This window comes from Candidatus Hydrogenedentota bacterium, assembly GCA_012730045.1.
GTDB lineage: Bacteria > Hydrogenedentota > Hydrogenedentia > Hydrogenedentales > CAITNO01 > JAAYBR01.
Genome location: JAAYBR010000089.1, coordinates 1 through 17,203, shown reverse-complemented (window position 1 = coordinate 17,203; position 17,203 = coordinate 1). Strand labels below are relative to the sequence as shown.

Below are 17,203 nucleotides of genomic sequence, written 5' to 3'. Positions count from 1 at the left end.
TCCCATTGCCATGCCTGACATCTCCCGGTTGGCCTCACGGGAAGCATACCATACCGACAGCTATATGTCAATAACAAACACTACCGCAAGCCCGCCTTTTGCCACAGGCTGCTAGGGTTTAGGGTCTGGGGTTTCGGGTTTAGGGGAGGGGGGTGGGGTTTGGGTTGGGGGGGGCGGGGTTCCGGGGTTTCGCCGCCGGCCGTCTCTTGACTCCCCCGGACGGGCTGGTATACCGTCTCCGGTGGGGCGGCCCCGCCGGGGCGGCCCTCTCCGGGCGAGTGGTGGAACTGGCATACACGACGGACTTAAAATCCGTTCCCCGCAAGGGGATGAGGGTTCAAGCCCCTCCTCGCCCACCATCCTTTTTCCCGCACAAGCGGCCTCTGCTGGCCGTTGTGGAGCGGGCCGCCCTGCTCCAATGGCATCTCCCCCGCGTCGGAAGGGTCCGCATGGACGAACAGGATATGCGGGGTATTCCGCCTTGTCCCGTCCATCCGCACAACGGCCCCCCCGGTTTCCCCTTCAGGGCCGGCCCGGCCCGTCGGGCGACGGCCTGCCTGGGCCGTTTTCGGCACCGTTTTCCGCGTTGAAGATGCCGCAGGACGGGCGGGCGGGGGCTTGCGCTCCACGGCCGCCGTTGCATCGGGTGAATCGTCCCGGGGAAGAGTGTTGACAAGCCGCCGCCGTTATGCGAAAATGGGATGTCTGGATTGAATGCCGAGAGATGAGACGCCGAGGATGGGTTGAGCGGGGGCGTCCATGGGCGTCATGGGTTGCCCCGCGATGCTCTCCGACCCCGGGAATATCCCGGCAGAGGGCGCGGTGATGGGTTTGCGCGGTGACGTTAAAGAACGGGTGACTGCGAGAGTTTGGGCGCTGATGCCCTATGCTCTGTGCGTGTTTGTGGGGGGGGCGTCCCTGGTCGGCTGGCAGTATCTTCACGAGATACAGCGCGGCCGGGAGGAGGCGCGGTTCCGGGAATACTCCGACCTGCTGGTGCAGGAGACCACCATCCGCGTGCGGGAGACGGTCTACCTGGCGAAGAGTTTCGCCGGCCTGATGATGGGCCTGGAGGATGCCACGGACGCGCGGCTGTGGAGCGCCTATTACGCCTACCGGGGGGTGCGGGAAAACTACCCCTGGATCACGGTTATTTCCTACTGCCCCCATGTGCCGGCCGACGAAGTGGACGCCTATGTCGGGCGTGTCCGTGACGGCGGCCTGCCGGGATACGCGGTGTATCCGGACGGCGCCCGCGACTACCATGCCCCCGTGAAGTTCATCGAGCCGCTGGAGGCGAACGCCGCGGCCCTCGGCTATGACGTGGCTTCGGACCCCGTGCGGAAGGCGTGCATGGAGGCGGCGCGGGAGACCGGCGAGGCGAGCATGTCCCCGCTGCTCACCCTGTGCCTCACGCCGCCGGTGCGGGGCGTTTTTCTGTCTGTGCCGGTCTACGCGGCGGCGGCGCCGGTGCAGACCGAGGCGGCGCGGCGCGGCGCCATCCGCGGGTACGTCAATGTCGGCATCAGCTCGCGCGGCCTGATGGAGGGGCGGGCGCCGGAGACGGCGGCGCTGGTGGACTATGCGATATACGACGGCGAGGCCACCACCCCGGAAACGCTTATCTATGCCAGCAGCGGCATGATCCGGTCGCGCACGCCCCTGTTTTCCAGAACCCGCATCATCAGCGCCTACGGCCGGCCGTGGACCATCTCCCTTTCGACCACCCCCCTGTTTGAGTCGCGGGTGGGCCAGTCCTCCTTCCGCGTGGTGCTGCTGTCGGGCGGCCTGACGGCGCTGCTCATCCTTCTGGTGCTTCTCCAGGAGGACAAGGTCCGAAAGAAGGCCCAGAACCTGGCCGGGGAAATGACGGCGGCGCTGCGGGTCGGCGAGGAGCGGTACCGGGCGCTCACGGAGTCCCTGCCCGTGGGCGTGGCGCTACTGGGGCCCGGCATGGAGGTGCTCGCGTCCAACGCCGCCCTGCGGACCTGGTACCCCGCCGTGAAGTCGGGCGACGTCTCCCTGTGCTACAAGGTGCTTCATCTGCCCCCGCTGCGCGGCGTGTGCGCCGGATGCCGGCCGGAGCAGGCGCTGGACGACGGCGTTCCGCGCGTGTGGGAGGAGGAGCGGCTGACGGCGCAGGGCCTGCGCATCATGCGTGTGAGCGCCATCCCGCACATCCTGCCGGGCGTCGGCGCGCCGTGCGTGGCGCTGGTGATGGAGGACATCACGGACCGGATGCAGGTGGAGGAGGCCCGGATCGCGCAGACGGCCGCGGAGGAGCGCGCGCGCACCAAGACGGTGTTCCTGGCGAACATGAGCCACGAAATCCGCACGCCCCTCAACGCGATCATCGGGTTCACCTACGTCCTGCAGAAGGACGCCGCCACGACGCCCCGCCAGCGGGACATCCTGCGCACGATGGAGAATTCCGGCAGGCACCTGCTCAAGCTGATCAACGACATTCTGGACTTCTCCAAGCTGGAGGCGGGGTTTGCCGCGCTTGACGAGGCCCCCTTCTCCCTGCGCGGCCTGGTGGAGGACATACACACCGTGTTTGAGCCCCGCGCCGAGGCCAAGGGCCTGTGGCTCAAGCTGGACACCGCCGAGGGGGTGCCCGACCATGTGCGGGGGGATGAGGCGCGGCTGCGGCAGGTGCTCACCAACCTGCTGGGGAACGCCGTCAAGTTCACCGCCGAGGGCGGCGCGACGCTGCGCGTGAACTGCGACGGCGCGGGGCCGGATGTGGACCCCGTTCGGGTTTTCTTCGAGGTGGAGGACACGGGCCCCGGGCTTTCCCCGGAGGACCTCAAGGCGATATTCGCGGAATTCGAGCAGGGATCCGCCGGACGCCGGGCGGGCGGCACCGGCCTGGGGCTGGCCATCAGCCGCCGGCTGGTCCGCATGCTGGGCGGCGAACTCACGGCGGCCAACCGCCCGGGTCTGGGCTGTTCCTTCCGGTTCTGGGTGGCCCTGCGGCGCGCCGACCCCGACACGGCCGTTTCGTCGTTCCGGCAGGGCCATGTGGCGCGCCTCGCCGGAAGCGGCCCCCCCCCCCGCATCCTGACGGTGGACGACAGCCAGGAGAACCGGGAGTTCCTGCACGAACTGCTCGCCCCCGCCGGTTTTGAGGTGCTGGAGGCGCGGGACGGGGCGGAAGGGGTGGACATGTTTGGCCGGTGCGCCCCGGCGGCCGTGCTGATGGACCTGCGCATGCCGGGAATGAACGGGTTTGAGGCGATCCTCCAGATACGGGCGTCGGGGGACGCGGGGGCGCGGGTGCCCATTGTGGCGGTCACGGCCAGCGTGAACGAGGCGCGGGAGGCGGAGGCCCTGGCCGCGGGCGCCTCCGGGTTTCTTGCCAAGCCCTTCCCGCCCGAGACGCTTTTCAGCCTTCTCGGACGCCTGCTCGGCCTGGAATACGTCTTCGAGGAGGGGGGCGCCGGGGAGGAGGCCGCCGAGGCGCCGCCCAGCGCCGCCCTTTTCGCCCCCCTTCCCTGGGAGGTCATTCTCGCGGTGCGGAAGGCGGTGGAGGAGGGGAACGCCCGGCATTTGAACGAGGCGATTCTCGGGGTGGAGGCGCTGGACGGGGAGGCGGGGCGCGCCCTGCGCACCCTTGCCGTCCGGTATGAATATGGACAAATCCTCACGCTGACAAAAAGAGAGGAAAGCGAGCATGCCTGAACAGGCCGACAAGCAGACGATCATGGTCGTGGACGACACGGCGGAGAACCTGAAGCTCCTGGAGAGCATGCTGGAGGGGGAGGGCTATGATGTCCGCATGTTCCCCTCCGGCGCCATGATGCTCAAGGCCGCCGAGAAGGTGGTGCCCGACCTGGTCATGCTGGACATCCTCATGCCCGACATGGACGGCTACGAGGTGTGCCGCCGCATGCGGTCGTGCGAGGCCCTCCGGGACGTGCCCGTCCTCTTCCTCAGCGCCCTCACGGACGTGAAGAACAAGGTCAAGGCCTTCGAGGTCGGGGGGATGGACTACGTCACCAAGCCGTTCCAGTTTGAGGAGGTTCACGCGCGGGTCAAGACCCACCTGCTCCTCCGCAAGGCCCTGCGGGAGCTGGAGGGGCACCGCTCGGGCCTCGAGAGGCTCGTGGGGGAGAAGGTGCGCGAGATCACGGAGTCCCAGCTCGCCACCATCACCGCCCTGTCGAAGCTCGCGGAGTCGCGGGACGACGAGACGGGCTACCACATCGAGCGGACGCGGACCTTCTGCAAAATCCTCTGCGAGCAGCTGCGCAAGACGGCCCGCTACGGGGGCAGCATAGACGAGGACTATGTCGCCGACGTTTTCAACGCCTCGGTCCTCCACGACGTGGGGAAGGTGGGGATCCCCGACCGGATCCTGCTCAAGCCGGACCGGCTCACGTCTGCGGAGTTCGAGATGATCAAGACCCACACGGCCATCGGGGCGCGGACGCTGCAGGCGGCGCACCGGCACTACCCGCACAACACCTTCATCAACATGGGCATCGCCATCGCGCGGTCCCACCACGAGCGGTGGAACGGCAACGGCTATCCCGACGGGCTCAAGGGGGAGGACATCCCCCTGAGCGCGCGGATCATGGCCGTCGCGGACGTGTACGACGCCCTGCGCACCAAGCGCCCCTACAAGGCGGCCATGCCCCACGACGAGGTCGCCCGCATGCTGCGCGAGGGCGCGGGAAAGGATTTCGACCCGGCGGTGGTGGACGCCTTCAACGACACGGAGACGGAGTTCTCGGAGACCTACGATTCCTACGCGCGCAAGAGCCGGCCGGGGTCCACCACCCGCCGCGAGGGCTTTTTCTAGGACAGACAAAGAAGCGCTGTGGCTGGTTTCGCGTGTCCTTCGAGGTTCCGGCCGTCGTCTAAATGCCTATTGGCGGGGCGTTCACATTCAATCCCTTAGGGGTTGTGGTCTTTCGGGCCTCTGTCCGGAGGTTCCCTTCGGTCACCTCCGGCCATGTGCCTTCTTCCCCTCCGGGGAGGCGGAACCCGCACATACGAGAGCGGCGGCGGTTCATTTTGGAATGCCCCAGGGAGTGGGGCTGCCGCGAACCCCCATTCGCGGCAGCCCCGGAGGGCGGGGATACCATCCGCCCAAAAAAACGGCCTCTGTGAAAGCCGCCTCTCACCGGAGAGCGCCGGGCGGCGGGGGGCGCCGGGCCCCGGGCACCGCCCCCGACAGGACACAGTGTAGCGCGGAGAGTTTCCGAAAAACGGAAACTTCGGGGGCTTTTTCACGCAGGGGCGGCGCGGGGCCGGGCGTGCCGCGGAGGGCGCCGTTGCGGGCGGGACACGCCCCGAATCGCCGGATAGGCGACGGCCTTCGTGTCCGCGCCCGGGCGCAGCAAGCAGCGCCCCCACGGGAGGCGGGCCCGGCATCTTCGCGTGTGCCCAAGGGACGGGCAAGCAGGGGCGGCGCGGGGCCGGGCGTGCCGCGGAGGGCGCCGTTGCGGGCGGGACACGCCCCGAATCGCCGGATAGGCGGCGGCCTTCGTGTCCGCGCCCGGGCGCAGCAAGCAGCGCCCCTACGGGAGGCGGGCCCGGCATCTTCGCGTGTGCCCAAGGGACGGGCAAGCAGGGGCGGTGCGGGGCCGGGCGTGCCGCGGAGGGCGCCGTTGCGGGCGGGACACGCCCCGAATCCCCGGATAGGCGGCGGCCTTCGTGTCCGCGCCCGGGCGCAGCAAGCAGCGCCCCTACGGGAGGCGGGCCCGGCATCTTCGCGTGTGCCCAAGGGATGGGCAGGTAGGGGCGCTGCTTGCCGCGCCCTCTCCTTTCAAGGCCCACCGGCGGTGCGGGCGCGACTTCCCCGGGTCAGCGCGGGGCGGCGGCGGCGGCGCCTTCGGCGGACTCCTCGAAGTCGAGGCGGCTGGTGAAGCGGGCGAGTTTGGCGCGCTCGATGGGGTCTTCGGCGCCGGACTGGAGGGCGGCGCAGACCTCGCGGGCGGCGGCGTGCTGGCGGTCGTCGAGGAGGCGGCCGAGGACGTCGGACAGGTGCGGCGCGAGGAGGCGGCGGTCGGCGGGGTCGGCGGCGAAAAGGGCCAGCGCCTCCCGAATGCGGGCATTGCGCTCCTCCGCGGGGCCGGCGTAGTCGAGGCTGAACCCGCGCATGAGCCAGAGCCGCCGCACGGCGGCGTTGTCCGGGTGGGCGCGGCGCAGGGTCTCCAGGAGGATGCGGCGGCGGCAGTAGTCGTTTTCGAGAAGGGCGTCGGCGGCGGCGTCGCGCAGGGCCGGGTCGCGCAGGCAGTCGCGGAGGGTCTCTCGGTCGGCGCGGGCGCCGGGGTCCTCCTCGCGGTCCACCAGGGTGTCCAGCACGGGGTCCAGCGCGTCCCACGCGCGCAGGCGCATGAGCACGTCGCGGTGGCGGTCGAGCAGCATGGCGCGTTCGGCCTCGGGGAGGTCCGGCCGGTCGAGGCGTTCGCGGAGGAGTTCGGCGGCCTCTTCGGGGCGTCCGCCGCGCGAGAGGGACAGGGTGAGCATCATGAAGCTCTTGGCGGCGCCGTCCTTCTCGTGCAGGGCGCGGTAGAGGGGGGCGGCCTCTTCAAACTGGCCGGCGTTGGCGAGGGTCTGGGCGGCGTCCTCCGGTTTGGGGACGGCGTCGCCGAGCTTGGGGCAGTCGCACTGGGCGTAGCCCTGGCCGAAGAAGGCGGGGTCGTAGTTCGTGGCGCCGCGCACTTTCGACTGCGAGTCGAGGGGGACGGTCCGGAGGAATTCGCGCCAGTCGGCGTCGAGGCCCTCCAGGTCTTTCCCGAAGGCGCGGGCGAAGTCGAGGGTGCGCTGGTAGGTCTGGAACTTCTCCGGGCCGTGGGTCCGCATGAGGAAGCCCATGAACGAGGCGGAGGCGTAGTAGGCGTTGGTCTCGTTCATGCGCCAGAAGCCGAGGGGGTGCATGAAGACGGCGGCGGAGGGAAGCTTGTCCGCGGCCAGGGCGCCGGCCTCGCGGCGGTGGGCCTCGGGCGCGTCTGCGTAGAAGGCCTCGACGGCCTCGGCGAGCCCTTCGACGGGGCCCCGGTAGAGGATGATGGTCCATTTCGGGTCGAGTTCGACGTGGAGGGCGTGGACCAGCTCGTGGAGGAGGGTGCTGTTGCGCGCCTGGTAGGCGTCCACGAAGACCTTGCGAATGACGGCGTGGGCGCCCATGCCGGTGGCCAGCTCCATCTCGCGGTACCCGTTGAAGACGTATAGCTCCACGGGCTTCACGGGGGCGATTCCCCAGAGTTTCCGCAGGTAGGCGTGGCACCATTCGGCGTGGCGGGCCACGGCGTCCGCCCGCGCGGCGGCCTCGCCCGTCGCGGGGTGCCGGATGATGAAATGCTCCGTGCGCACCTCGCGGGGGAGCTGGGCATGGAGGGCGGCCTTCCCCCAGCCGACGCCGATGTGGCTGCCGCCGAGCACCGCCGCGGCGGCCGCCGCGGCGCCCAGGAGCAGCGCCCGGGTGCGGGCCGCGCCCACGGCGGACACGGGGCCGCTGCCCGATGCCAGGTCGCGCCGGGCCGCCGCCCACGCGGCGCCCGAGGCCGCCGCGCCGGCCAGCAGCATCACAAAGGCGCGCTGGAGCACGTGGAAGAGCGGGGGCGCGGCGTCCACCCGCTGGTTCAGCGCGAGGGGCTCGCCGAGGATCAGGTCCGCCGTGCGCACGCCGGAAAGCGCCTGCACGGCGTCCTGCGCCAGCGACAGGCCCACGACGGCGGCCAGCATGAACACGGGCGTCCGCAGGGAGCGCCGCACGCAGGCCGCGCCGATCACCACGGCCAGCAGCGCCGCCGGGGGATAGGTCACCCAGAAAAAGAGCGCGGCGTCCACCATGCGGCACTTGGGGCCGAGGGCGTTCGCCGCGGCCATGACCCCGAAGGCCAGGGCGCCGCACGCGAAGGCGGCCGCGGTCCCCGACCAGAGGGAGAACTCGATCAGCTCGCGGTCGCGGGCCTCGGGCCGGCGCGCGCGGAGCAGGCGCCCCATCCGCCGGGTGAGGAACGGCAGGACCAGGAAGGCCAGCAGCGTGAAAAGCTGGGAGAACTCGTGCGTGGGCACGCGCAGCACCGGAAAGGGCTGGCACGCCAGCGGCACCCCGGTCCCCAGCGCCGCGCACACCACGGCGGCCTCCAGCCACGCGCGTCTTGCGGTCATGCCGTCACTCCTTTTCCCGGCCCCGCGCCGTGCGCGGGCCTACAGTCCGCGCACGCGCCAGCCGCCGCGGTAGCGGCGGCGGAGGAACTCGTTTGCCTTGCGGTGGTTGGTGAACTTCAGCTTTTCGGCGTTCCACTCCAGGGTCTCGCCGGGGAAACGGTTGGCGATGTTGCCCAGCAGCACGGCCTCGGTGAGGGGGCCGGCGAAGTCGAAATTGGCCCCGGCCTTCCCGTTGCCGAGTGCGGCCTCGACGAACTCGTGGTAGTGGTCCAGGGGCGCGAGTTCGGGCTTGGGGTAGTCCTTGAACTTCTCCTCGGGGAAGAGCTTGGGCGGGCCGACGTGGGGGATCAGCAGGGTGCCCTCCTCGCCGATGACGAGGGAGCCGCTGGGGGGCAGCTCGCGGTCGGCGGGCACATGGGGCGACACGCCGGGGGCGGGCATTTTGCCGCCGTCCATCCAGACGGCCTCGATGGTCTTGCCGGCCGTCAGCGCGGCGCCGGGGAAGACGTAGCGGGCGATGGACCAGCCGGGGTGCACCTCGTCGCTGACGCACTCGGTCTCGGAGACGATGGAGAGCGGCGCGCCGATCTCCAGCGCCGTGAACACGGGGTCGAAGATGTGGCAGCCGAAGTCGCCCGTGGCGCCGCCGCCGAAGTCGCGCCAGCACCGCCATTTGAAGGGGTGGTAGATGTCCTTCTTGTAGGGGCGCTTCGGCGCGACGCCGAGCCACAGGTCCCACAGGACATGGTCGGGGACGGGGTCCGCGCCCGCGGGGCGCTTTTTGTCGTCCGTGGTATAGACCGCGCCGCACCAGGAGTGCCACGCGGTGACCTTGCCGATGGCGCCCGCCTTCAGCCAGTGGACGGCGGTGCGGTAGAACTCGTGGGAGTGGATCTGGATGCCCATCTGCGTGGCGACGCCCTTTTCGCGGGCGGCGAGGGTGAGCCTGCGCGCCTCGTAGACCTCGTGGGTCAGCGGCTTCTCGCAGAAGACGTGCATCCCCTTGCGGATGGCGGTCATGGCCGGCGCGGCGTGCATGTGGTCCGGCGTGGACACATTGACCGAGTCAATGTTCTTCTCCTCCTTCTCCAGCATCTCGCGCCAGTCGCGGTAGAGGCGCGCGCCGGGGTAGCGCTTGGCCGCCTTCTGGAGGGTGTTCTCGTCAATGTCGCACAGGGCGTAGACGTCCACCTTGCCGCTGGCGAAGATGTTCTCCAGGTCGGAGTTTCCCTGCCCGCCCACGCCGATGGCGGCGTGCTGGAGCCGGCCCGAGGGCGGCGCGGCGAGGCTCAGGCGCGGGAGGATCAGCGGCATGGCCAGGCCGGCGGCCGACACATGTTTCAGGAAGGAGCGTCTGGAGAGGTCTTTTGCCATGGGGGAAATCCTTTCGCGCCGCCGGGGGGCGTGTCCGGGGCGGCGCCGGTTAAGCGATGAGTGAACACCATACCGCGCCGTGGTGGATGCAAGTCAAGCTGCGGGACCACCCCTGACCGCCGGATAAGATGCCTTAGAACCGACTCCGTGGCGGGAACGAGATTGCCGCAGTCGCTGCGCTCCTTCGCAATGACGTGTGTTTCCAAGGTCATTGCGAGCGAAGCGCGGCAATCTCGTTCCCGCCACGGAGTCGGTTCTCGCGATGTCTTGTCCGGCGGTCAGGGACCGCGGAAAACACGGAGGACACGGAAGGGGAAGTCAGGAGACGGGAAGACAAGAGACGGGCGGGCCGGGGTGTCCGGCCCGCCCGTGGCTGGTCGGCGGATGCGGGGGAACTGCTCAGTCGAGCTTCCAGTCGCCGCGGTACTTGCGGGTCAGGAGCCCGTTGACCGCGTCGTTGTCAATGAAAAGCTCCTTTTTGGGGTCCCACTTCAAATTGGCGCCGAGCTGGAGCGCGAGCTTGCCGAGGTGGCCGATGGAGGCGGCGCGGTGCCCGGCGTTGACCGGGGCGATGCACTCCTCGCCCTTGCGGACGCAGTCGAGCCAGTCGCGCATGTGGTTGCGCTGGACACGGAAGCGGAAGTCGCGGTCGCGCATCTTGGTCTTCAGGATTTCGGGGTTGCTGGCCTGGCAGCCCTTGCGGGAGACGTAGATCCAGTCGCCCTGCCTGTTGAAGAACTGGGTGCCAGTGTCGCCGCACTTCTTGAAGGCGGCGGGCATCTCGCTCATGCTGCCGACGGTCATGGTGACGCCGCCCGCGTACTTGCACTCGAAGAGGTACTTGCCCCAGGCGTTGTAGAGGTTGTTCCGGCCCTCGGGCATGGCGCACATGACGGGCGTGATCTCCTCGGGGCCCGTCTCGTCCCAGCCCATGGCCATGTGGGCGATGTCGCCGTGGTGGCCGATCCAGTCCATCATCTGGCTGCCGCCGAAGCCCATCCACCAGCGCCAGTTCCAGTCGAGGCGGTCGGGATGGTAGGCGACCCACTCCGCCGGGCCGACGTAGAAGTCGTAGTCCAGATATTCCGGCGGGGCGGGGTACTCGTCCACCCACTTGGCGTCGCTTCCGTCGGGCAGGCCCACGGTGATGTGCGTGATCTTCCCGAGATAGCCGTTGCGCACCAGCTCGCAGGCGAGCTTGAACTCCCGCCCCGACCGCTGCATGCTCCCCGTCTGGAAGACGACCTTGTTCTCCCTCACGGCCTTCACCACGGCGCTGCCCTCGCCCAGCGACCAGGTCAGCGGCTTTTCGCAGTAGATCGCCTTCTTGGCCTTGGCCGCCGCGATGGAAACCAGGGCGTGCCAGTGGTCCGGCGTGCCGATGATCACCGCGTCCAGGTCCGGGCGGGCGATCAGCTCGCGGAAGTCCCTGTAGGTGGCGCAGTCCGTGTTCTCGTAGGTGTCGTCCACCATCTCCTTGGCCTTGGCCAGGTTCTGCGTGTTCACATCGCACACCGCGACCACCTGAGTGTCCTTCTGCCCCAGCGCGCCGCCCATGTCGCCGCGGCCCTGCCCGCCGCAGCCCACGAGCCCGATGACCAGCCGCTCGCCGGCGGCGGCCCTGCCGCCCGCGCCCAGCGCCGACGCCGGGATGATGTACGGGGCCGCGGCCGCCATGACCGCCCCCTTCACGAAGCTCCTGCGGGAAATGCCCTTCGACGCCTTGCTGTCCATAGACCAGAGTCCCTCTCGGTTGAAATGACGCGCTGTCCTCCGGCGGGCCCACATGCCCGCGCCGCGGGGACGGACAACTTCCAGCCTAAACCAACGGGGGCCGCTCCGGCAAGTGCGGCGCGCGCCGGGGTTTTGGCGGGAACGAGATGGCTTCGCTTCGCTGTTAATGAAGTGGGTTGGCGAGAACGCCTGCAAAGTAGACGCGGCATCTTGCCGCGTTCTTTGGGCCAACGAAAACCCCAAGAACGCGGCAAGATGCCGCGTCTACGCTTTCAGCGGTCTGAGGCCCGCAAAGACACGCATTTCCGCGTCATTGCGAAGGAGCGGAGCGCCTGAAGCAACCTCGTTCTCGCCCTGGCTTCGGCTCTCACAGCGTCTTGTCCGACGACCTGGGGCGCGCCTACTCGAAGGCGCGCCAGGTGAAGCCCCGGGGCGGGAGGGTCACGCGGACGCGGACGGTGTACTCCCGCGCGAGGGGCAGGGTTTCGGTTTTTCCGTCGGGGTCCGTCACGGTGGTGTTTTCGGTGAGGCCGGAATAGTAGAGATTCACCTTCAGCTCGCGCTCGACGGGGGTGTCGAGGGGGTTGAAGGCGACGAGCATGGCTTTGGTCTTGAGCGCGGGGTTCACGTGGAGCATCCAGTCCACGTCGCGGCCGTCGGCGCGGCGGCCGTGGATAAGGTCGCTCTCGAGGATGTCGCGGTGGGTCTTGTACCACGCGACCCATTTGGCGACCATGTCGCGGACGCGGGGGGTGTCGTAGAGTTCCGGGCCGCGGTAGCAGGCCTGCGCGCCGAAGGCGAGGTTGCCCACCAGCATGCGCTCGTAGTGGTCCAGGTGCGCATCGAGGGGCTCTATGGTCGCCGCCGCGCCGCCGCCGTGGTACTCGGTCAGGGGCACGAACATCCACCCCATGCTCGGCGCCTTTTCCCAGGTGCCGTCGTAGATGTTCTGCCGCGTGTGGATGACCTGCTGGTCGCGCGGCAGGCTCCAGTTGGTCTCGCGGTAGCCCATGCCCGTCTTGTTCGACCCGCTGAGGAAGTACCAGTCGGGGACGTTGAGGAAGACGCCGCCGCCGCGGCACCAGTGGTAGAAGTCCGTGATGAGCCGCCACTGGGCCCAGCGCGAGTCGGCCAGCCCCCGGTGGCCGGGGTGCTCCGCGCTCGCGCACGCGTCGCCGGGGTAGGACCCGTCGTGCTCCAGCAGGGTGAACCCGCTGGTCTCGTAGAAGCGGCGCAGTTTGCCGAAGTATTCCAGGCCCCACCCGCTCAGGAGGCAGGGCGAGTTTCCGAAGGCGGGCGCTTCGCCCTCCGGGGAGACCACGTCGTTTTTCGCGTCAATGGACCGCGAGGCGAGGAGGGAGTAGCCGCCGATCTCGACGCCCTTTTCCTTCGCGTGGTCCGCGTACTGGCGCAGGCGCTTGCGGTAGCCCTCCTTCTCGTTCTCGATGTCGAAACCGCTGCCGAAGGAGAGGATGACCATCTCGAAGCCCGTTTCCGCGCACTGGTCTATGGCGTTGAGGACCGTCTTGGGGTCCGAATGGCGGACATGGAGCATGAGCGGGTTCTCGGTGCACCACGGCGCGATGGCGCGGTACATGCGGCGCAGGGCGAGGCCGTTGCGCTCGCGGTCGTACCCGTCGTAGGGCAGGACAAACGCGCGGAACGACGCGAAGGTGTCGCCCGGGGGGATCACCGCCGCGGGGCCGAGGTCCGGCCCCACCTCCAGCAGGCAGGGGTTCTTCTTCTCGTAGTTCACCTGCGTCCCGTAGTCCGGGTCGGGCACCCAGCGGTAGGCGTGGCGGCCGGCGTTCAGGGGGCTCATGGCGAGGAAGGCGTAGTCCGTCTCCACGTGCAGGTTCGGCGGCCGCGCCGCCCCCGCGCGGTCCTCGACATCGGAGCTGTACTCCACCGCCGCGAGCAGCTCGCTCGTGAACGCGTCCAGCGTCACCGCGGCCTGGCCGCCGTTCACCACGGTGATCCACTTCGAATACAGGGGGAGGCCGTCGTACATCTCGTAGTGGACCGTCACCCGGAGCCCGGCGAGTTCCGCGGGCGCGCCGTCGGGCATCGCGTAGTCCATGGCGAGATGGACCCCCGGCGGCGGCCAGACCGCGTCCGGCGCGGCGCGGCGGACCCGTTTCCACGCGAAGCGCTCCTCCGCCGGGCCGGTGGAGAAGCCCGTGAAGCGCATGGCCTCCGGGGCCGCCGTGAGGGTTTCCAGCCAGTCCGCGCGCAGGAAGGCGTGGTTCGGCTGGCCCTTCAGGCCGCCCACCTCGATGCGGATCCCGTTCACCGTGACCACCGCCTCCGGCTTCACCCCGCGCAGGTGCGGCTCGCCCGTGGCCAGGTTGTCCAGCCCCACCGTGGCCGCGTTCGGCGACAGGCGGAAGGTCCGGCGGATCAGGCCGTTCGACAGGGCGATGCCGCCGTCGGGCGCGGCATAGACCGCCGCCTTCGCCGCCGGCCGGGCGACGAGCCAGTCTGTGTCGCCGACGGCGGGCTCCCGCGCCAGCGGCGGCAGCTCCGGCACCGTCGCGGCGAACGCCGCAAGCGAACTGGACACAACCATCAGGGCAAGCAGTCCGGCAGCGCGCATCACGGGGCCTCCTCGGGTAGGTTGGCCACCACACTACCCGCCGGGCACGGCGGACGTCAATTCCGCGAAAGAGGGAAGGCAAGAAAAGGGGGGGCTCTGGAGGCGGGCCGTCCCGGTCTTGCAGTTCGCGCATTGAACCGGAATGGCCCTTTTGCTATTCTGGTCCGGCGGAGCCCCGCGTTGTCTGTAAGGGGATGGCCGGGCACGCGCGGAACAGCCCGCAAGGGGAAAGGAATTTGCGCATGGAGATCAAGTGTCCGTTTTGCAGCCATGAGGGGCCGCCGGTTGTCGCGAAGAAACTGTCCGCGGGGGGGTGGGTCCTTTTCGTTGTGCTCATTCTTTTCTGCCTGCCCATTTGCTGGCTGCCCTTTGTGATTGACGGCTGCAAGGACGAAATCCGGAAATGCGCCTCCTGCGGATGCAAGATCGGCTGAGGCTTTTCAGCAAGGCCCTGGGGCTGTCCGCGCTGGCGGGATATCTCGTTTGGAACGCGGCGTGGCTGGCCCGCGGCGAAATCCCCCCGTCCATCTTCCTGTATGCGACGGGGTGGCCCTGCCCGACCACGGGCATGACGAGGAGCCTGCTGCTTCTCGCGCGGGGGGATGTGCCGGGGTCGCTGTTCCAGAATCCGCTGACGCTGGGTTATCTGGCCCTTCTGGCGGTTTCGCTGGCGCTGGTGCTGCGGGACGCCGTGCGGCGGCGTCCGCCCGCGCTTCCCCCGTGGCTGGCCTGGGCCTGGGCGCTGTCGCTGGGTGCGGGCTGGGCCGTGCAGACCGCCCTCGCCGTGTGACACCCAAAACGAAACGCGCCGGGCGGACGTCGCCCGGCGCGTTTTTGGGTTTCCGGGGGGTTACGCGGGGGCGAAGGTCTGGGTGTAGGGGTTGAAGTCCACGGCCACGCCCTCGCGCTGGGCCATGGCGCCCATCTGGAGCGCCGTCTGCACGTGCAGGGCCATCTCGGGGCCGCTGGCGGTGTTGGGGTCCTTGGCGATGCAGTGCTGGACGAAGTCCATGAAGTACCGCTGCGTGTCCTCGTTGCCGCCCGCGGGGATGGTCTGCGGGTCCTTCTTCGCGCCCTCGGCGGGGATGAACAGGATGTCGTTGTCCTTCACCGTGAGGGTGCCGTCCCACCCGCGGATCACGGGGATGCGGCCGCCCGCGCCGCGGTCGCCGGTGGACTGGTAGTTGTTGCCCTGGGTGCCCAGGATCGCCACCACGAGCCCGTCGGCGTACTCGACCAGGGTGTTGTAGGTGTCGGGGATCTCGCGGTCGCTGTAGCGGTATTTGCCGCCGACGGCCACCACGCGCTTGGGCATGCCGAGGGAGAGGATGCTGGCCACGGGGGTGAAGGAGTGGGGGAAGAGGTCCGTGACGGGGCCGCCGGAGTAGTCCTCGTACATGCGCCAGCGGAAATAGCGGCTGACGTCGAAGGGCCGCTTCGGCGCGTCGCCCAGGAAAGCCTCCCAGTTGAGGTCGGGGCCGGGCTGCGCGTTCTCGTCGTCAATGGGCATGCCGCGCTCGCCCCAGTCGCCCACGCGGAAATAGCCGCACTCGGCGTGGATCGGCTGGCCGATGAGCCCCTGCTGGACCAGCTCGCGCATCTTGGCCCAGGCGGGGTCGGACATGCCCTGGGAGCCGAGCTGGAAGACGCAGCCGGTCTCCTTCGCGACGCGGGCCAGCTCCTTCGTCAGCTCGAACTGGCGCCAGTGCGTGACGGGCTTCTCGCAGTACACGCCCTTGCCCGCCTTCATCGCGTCAATGGCCTGGTAGCCGTGCAGGTGGTCCGGCGTGGCGATGCTCACGGCGTCCACGTCGGGGTCTGCCAGCAGCTCGCGGTGGTCCATGTACATTTTCGCGCCGTACTTCTTGCCCATGCGCTCCAGGCGGGGGCGGTAGGTGTCGCACACCGCGACGATGCGCACGTTCACGCCCTGCTTCTTGACGTAGTCGTAGGAGGCCGCGTGGGCGCCCGAACGGCCGCCGCAGCCGATCAGGCCGATGCCGAGCGTCTCGTTGGCCTTGGTCTTCGCGTGGGCGCGCGCGGGCAGGGCGGCGGCCGCCGCCGCTGCCAGGGTCGCGTGCTGGAGGAAGGCCCTGCGGGTGGGTTCACTGCCTTGGACGGGGTTCATCGCGGAAATCTCCTGGGTTGCGTTGCCTGTGTCGTCCGGCCGCGGGGGGCGGCCCTTATTTTGTCCAGCCGTCCCACGCGGCGGCCACGGCCTCCGGCGGGGTCTTGCCGTCCCACAGCGCGACGGCGTAGCGCAGCTTCAGCGGCGCGTCCTTGGAAAGGGTCAGGGGGTCGCGCCAGACGTTGACCGTGGCGGAGAGGTAGGCGAAGCCCTGGGACATGGTGAACCAGGTGGCGGGGCGGAAGTTGTCCGGATGGTCGAACATGGCGGCCGTCACGGGTTTCCCCTTGATCTCCGCCGGGTAGGCGCACCAGTCGGCGCGCGTGTTGCGCTCGTCGCCGCGGATCAGCTCGCCGTCCCTGCCGGATTCGTTGAAGAAGGGGCCCTGCGTGTCCATCTCTTTAATGAAGCGCACGCCCAGGCCGAAATAGTGCGACCCCGAGAGGACCGCCTTCTCCCGCCCCGCGGGCAGGGAGAACTCCGAGGTCCAGTCGAGCAGGGTGAATCCGTCACGCCGCGACGCGCGGAGGGTGCGGGTCTCCTTCAGCAGCACGTCCCCGCCGGGGGCGGTCCAGTCGAGGGTTTCGACCAGCCCGTCGGCGCTTTTCTCCAGGGAGACGCGGACCTGCCGCCCGCACTCCGGGGTCTCGGCCCAGAAGTCCGTGCCGTCCACCATGAAGGCCATCATCAGGCCGTGGTGGTGGATGTGGTCCTCCACATTGTCGCGCACCACGTTCACGCCGGACGGCGTGAACAGCTCGGGGACATACGAGCGCGACGGCGCGGGGCCGGGCATGTAGGAGAAAAGGGGGCCGGAACCGTCGGTGAAGGGGATCGGGGTCCCCGCGGGAAAGCCCGCACCCGCCCCGAGACAAACCGCCGCCAGCATGATCGCCGTCATGACGCGCCCTCGCTGTGTTGCCGCCGCGAAACCCGTGGCCGTTCATCATAATCGTTCCGCGGCGGCGGCGCAACACGCCGTCCCATGACCCGAACCGCCGGAAAGGACGGGGAAACTCGCACAGTCATGAACTGAACGCCCGTGGGTCCTGCCGCGAAAGAAGAGGGCGCGGCAAGCGGCGCCCCTACCTGCCCATGCCTTGGGCACACGCGGAAACACAGGGTAAACCTCTTGCAGGGGCGCGGCAAGCGGCGCCCCTACCTGACCATGCCTTGGGCACACGCGGAAACACAGGGTAAACCTCTTGCAGGGGCGCGGCAAGCGGCGCCCCTACATGCGTGGA

The 17,203-nt window shown here is 69.3% G+C and carries 10 protein-coding genes, 1 tRNA gene and 1 pseudogene; 5 read left to right on the top strand and 7 right to left on the bottom strand.

The window, feature by feature from the left end; translation table 11 throughout:
- Positions 1-272: 272 nt before the first annotated feature.
- The 3 genes from GXY15_09185 (at position 273) to GXY15_09175 (ending at position 4,807) form a co-directional block, all read left to right on the top strand.
- Positions 273-359 (top strand) — tRNA-Leu (locus GXY15_09185).
- A 520-nt stretch (positions 360-879) separates the two neighbouring features.
- Positions 880-3,684, top strand: coding sequence for a response regulator (locus GXY15_09180; protein NLV41381.1), 2,805 nt, complete (start codon positions 880-882; stop codon positions 3,682-3,684).
- Positions 3,677-4,807 carry a response regulator gene (locus GXY15_09175; protein ID NLV41380.1) on the top strand — a complete coding sequence of 377 codons (1,131 nt, stop codon included), beginning with the start codon at positions 3,677-3,679 and terminating at the stop codon, positions 4,805-4,807. The genes GXY15_09180 and GXY15_09175 overlap by 8 nt, the downstream gene beginning before the upstream one ends.
- A gap of 87 nt (positions 4,808-4,894) precedes the next feature.
- Here GXY15_09175 and GXY15_09170 read toward each other — a convergent pair.
- The 5 genes and pseudogenes from GXY15_09170 to GXY15_09150 all read right to left on the bottom strand — a co-directional run bounded on the left by GXY15_09170 (position 4,895) and on the right by GXY15_09150 (position 13,831).
- Positions 4,895-4,942: pseudogene (locus tag GXY15_09170) on the bottom strand (phage DNA packaging protein J).
- 872 nt (positions 4,943-5,814) lie between these two features.
- Complete coding sequence (locus tag GXY15_09165) at positions 5,815-8,127, bottom strand: hypothetical protein (protein ID NLV41379.1); 2,313 nt, start codon at positions 8,125-8,127, stop codon at positions 5,815-5,817.
- Between the two features lie 39 nt (positions 8,128-8,166).
- Positions 8,167-9,501, bottom strand: coding sequence for a Gfo/Idh/MocA family oxidoreductase (locus GXY15_09160; GenBank protein ID NLV41378.1), 1,335 nt, complete (start codon positions 9,499-9,501; stop codon positions 8,167-8,169).
- A gap of 399 nt (positions 9,502-9,900) precedes the next feature.
- Complete coding sequence (locus tag GXY15_09155; GenBank protein ID NLV41377.1) at positions 9,901-11,235, bottom strand: Gfo/Idh/MocA family oxidoreductase; 1,335 nt, start codon at positions 11,233-11,235, stop codon at positions 9,901-9,903.
- A 400-nt stretch (positions 11,236-11,635) separates the two neighbouring features.
- On the bottom strand, positions 11,636-13,831 hold the full coding sequence (locus GXY15_09150; protein ID NLV41376.1) for an alpha-galactosidase: 2,196 nt from the start codon (positions 13,829-13,831) through the stop codon (positions 11,636-11,638).
- Positions 13,832-14,073: 242 nt separating this feature from the next.
- On the opposite strand from GXY15_09150, the gene GXY15_09145 reads away from it, so the two are divergent.
- Positions 14,074-14,265 carry an LITAF-like zinc ribbon domain-containing protein gene (locus tag GXY15_09145; protein NLV41375.1) on the top strand — a complete coding sequence of 64 codons (192 nt, stop codon included), beginning with the start codon at positions 14,074-14,076 and terminating at the stop codon, positions 14,263-14,265.
- Complete coding sequence (locus tag GXY15_09140) at positions 14,250-14,621, top strand: DUF2752 domain-containing protein (GenBank protein ID NLV41374.1); 372 nt, start codon at positions 14,250-14,252, stop codon at positions 14,619-14,621. Before GXY15_09145 ends, GXY15_09140 begins: the two co-directional genes overlap by 16 nt.
- Before the next feature lie 60 nt (positions 14,622-14,681).
- Here the strand turns inward: GXY15_09140 and GXY15_09135 are convergent, their stop codons facing one another.
- Together GXY15_09135 and GXY15_09130 are read right to left on the bottom strand one after the other, a co-directional pair.
- A complete protein-coding gene (locus tag GXY15_09135) occupies positions 14,682-15,959 on the bottom strand; it encodes a Gfo/Idh/MocA family oxidoreductase (protein ID NLV41373.1) in 1,278 nt (425 codons plus the stop codon).
- A 55-nt stretch (positions 15,960-16,014) separates the two neighbouring features.
- On the bottom strand, positions 16,015-16,860 hold the full coding sequence (locus GXY15_09130; protein NLV41372.1) for a hypothetical protein: 846 nt from the start codon (positions 16,858-16,860) through the stop codon (positions 16,015-16,017).
- Positions 16,861-17,203 lie beyond the last annotated feature (343 nt).

Coding starts and splice junctions, on each gene's coding strand:
- GXY15_09180 (NLV41381.1), top strand. CDS start 880: ATGCCCTATGCTCTGTGCGTGTTTGTGGGGGGGGCGTCCCTGGTCGGC.
- GXY15_09175 (NLV41380.1), top strand. CDS start 3,677: ATGCCTGAACAGGCCGACAAGCAGACGATCATGGTCGTGGACGACACG.
- GXY15_09165 (NLV41379.1), bottom strand. CDS start 8,127: ATGACCGCAAGACGCGCGTGGCTGGAGGCCGCCGTGGTGTGCGCGGCG.
- GXY15_09160 (NLV41378.1), bottom strand. CDS start 9,501: ATGGCAAAAGACCTCTCCAGACGCTCCTTCCTGAAACATGTGTCGGCC.
- GXY15_09155 (NLV41377.1), bottom strand. CDS start 11,235: ATGGACAGCAAGGCGTCGAAGGGCATTTCCCGCAGGAGCTTCGTGAAG.
- GXY15_09150 (NLV41376.1), bottom strand. CDS start 13,831: ATGCGCGCTGCCGGACTGCTTGCCCTGATGGTTGTGTCCAGTTCGCTT.
- GXY15_09145 (NLV41375.1), top strand. CDS start 14,074: ATGGAGATCAAGTGTCCGTTTTGCAGCCATGAGGGGCCGCCGGTTGTC.
- GXY15_09140 (NLV41374.1), top strand. CDS start 14,250: ATGCAAGATCGGCTGAGGCTTTTCAGCAAGGCCCTGGGGCTGTCCGCG.
- GXY15_09135 (NLV41373.1), bottom strand. CDS start 15,959: ATGAACCCCGTCCAAGGCAGTGAACCCACCCGCAGGGCCTTCCTCCAG.
- GXY15_09130 (NLV41372.1), bottom strand. CDS start 16,860: ATGACGGCGATCATGCTGGCGGCGGTTTGTCTCGGGGCGGGTGCGGGC.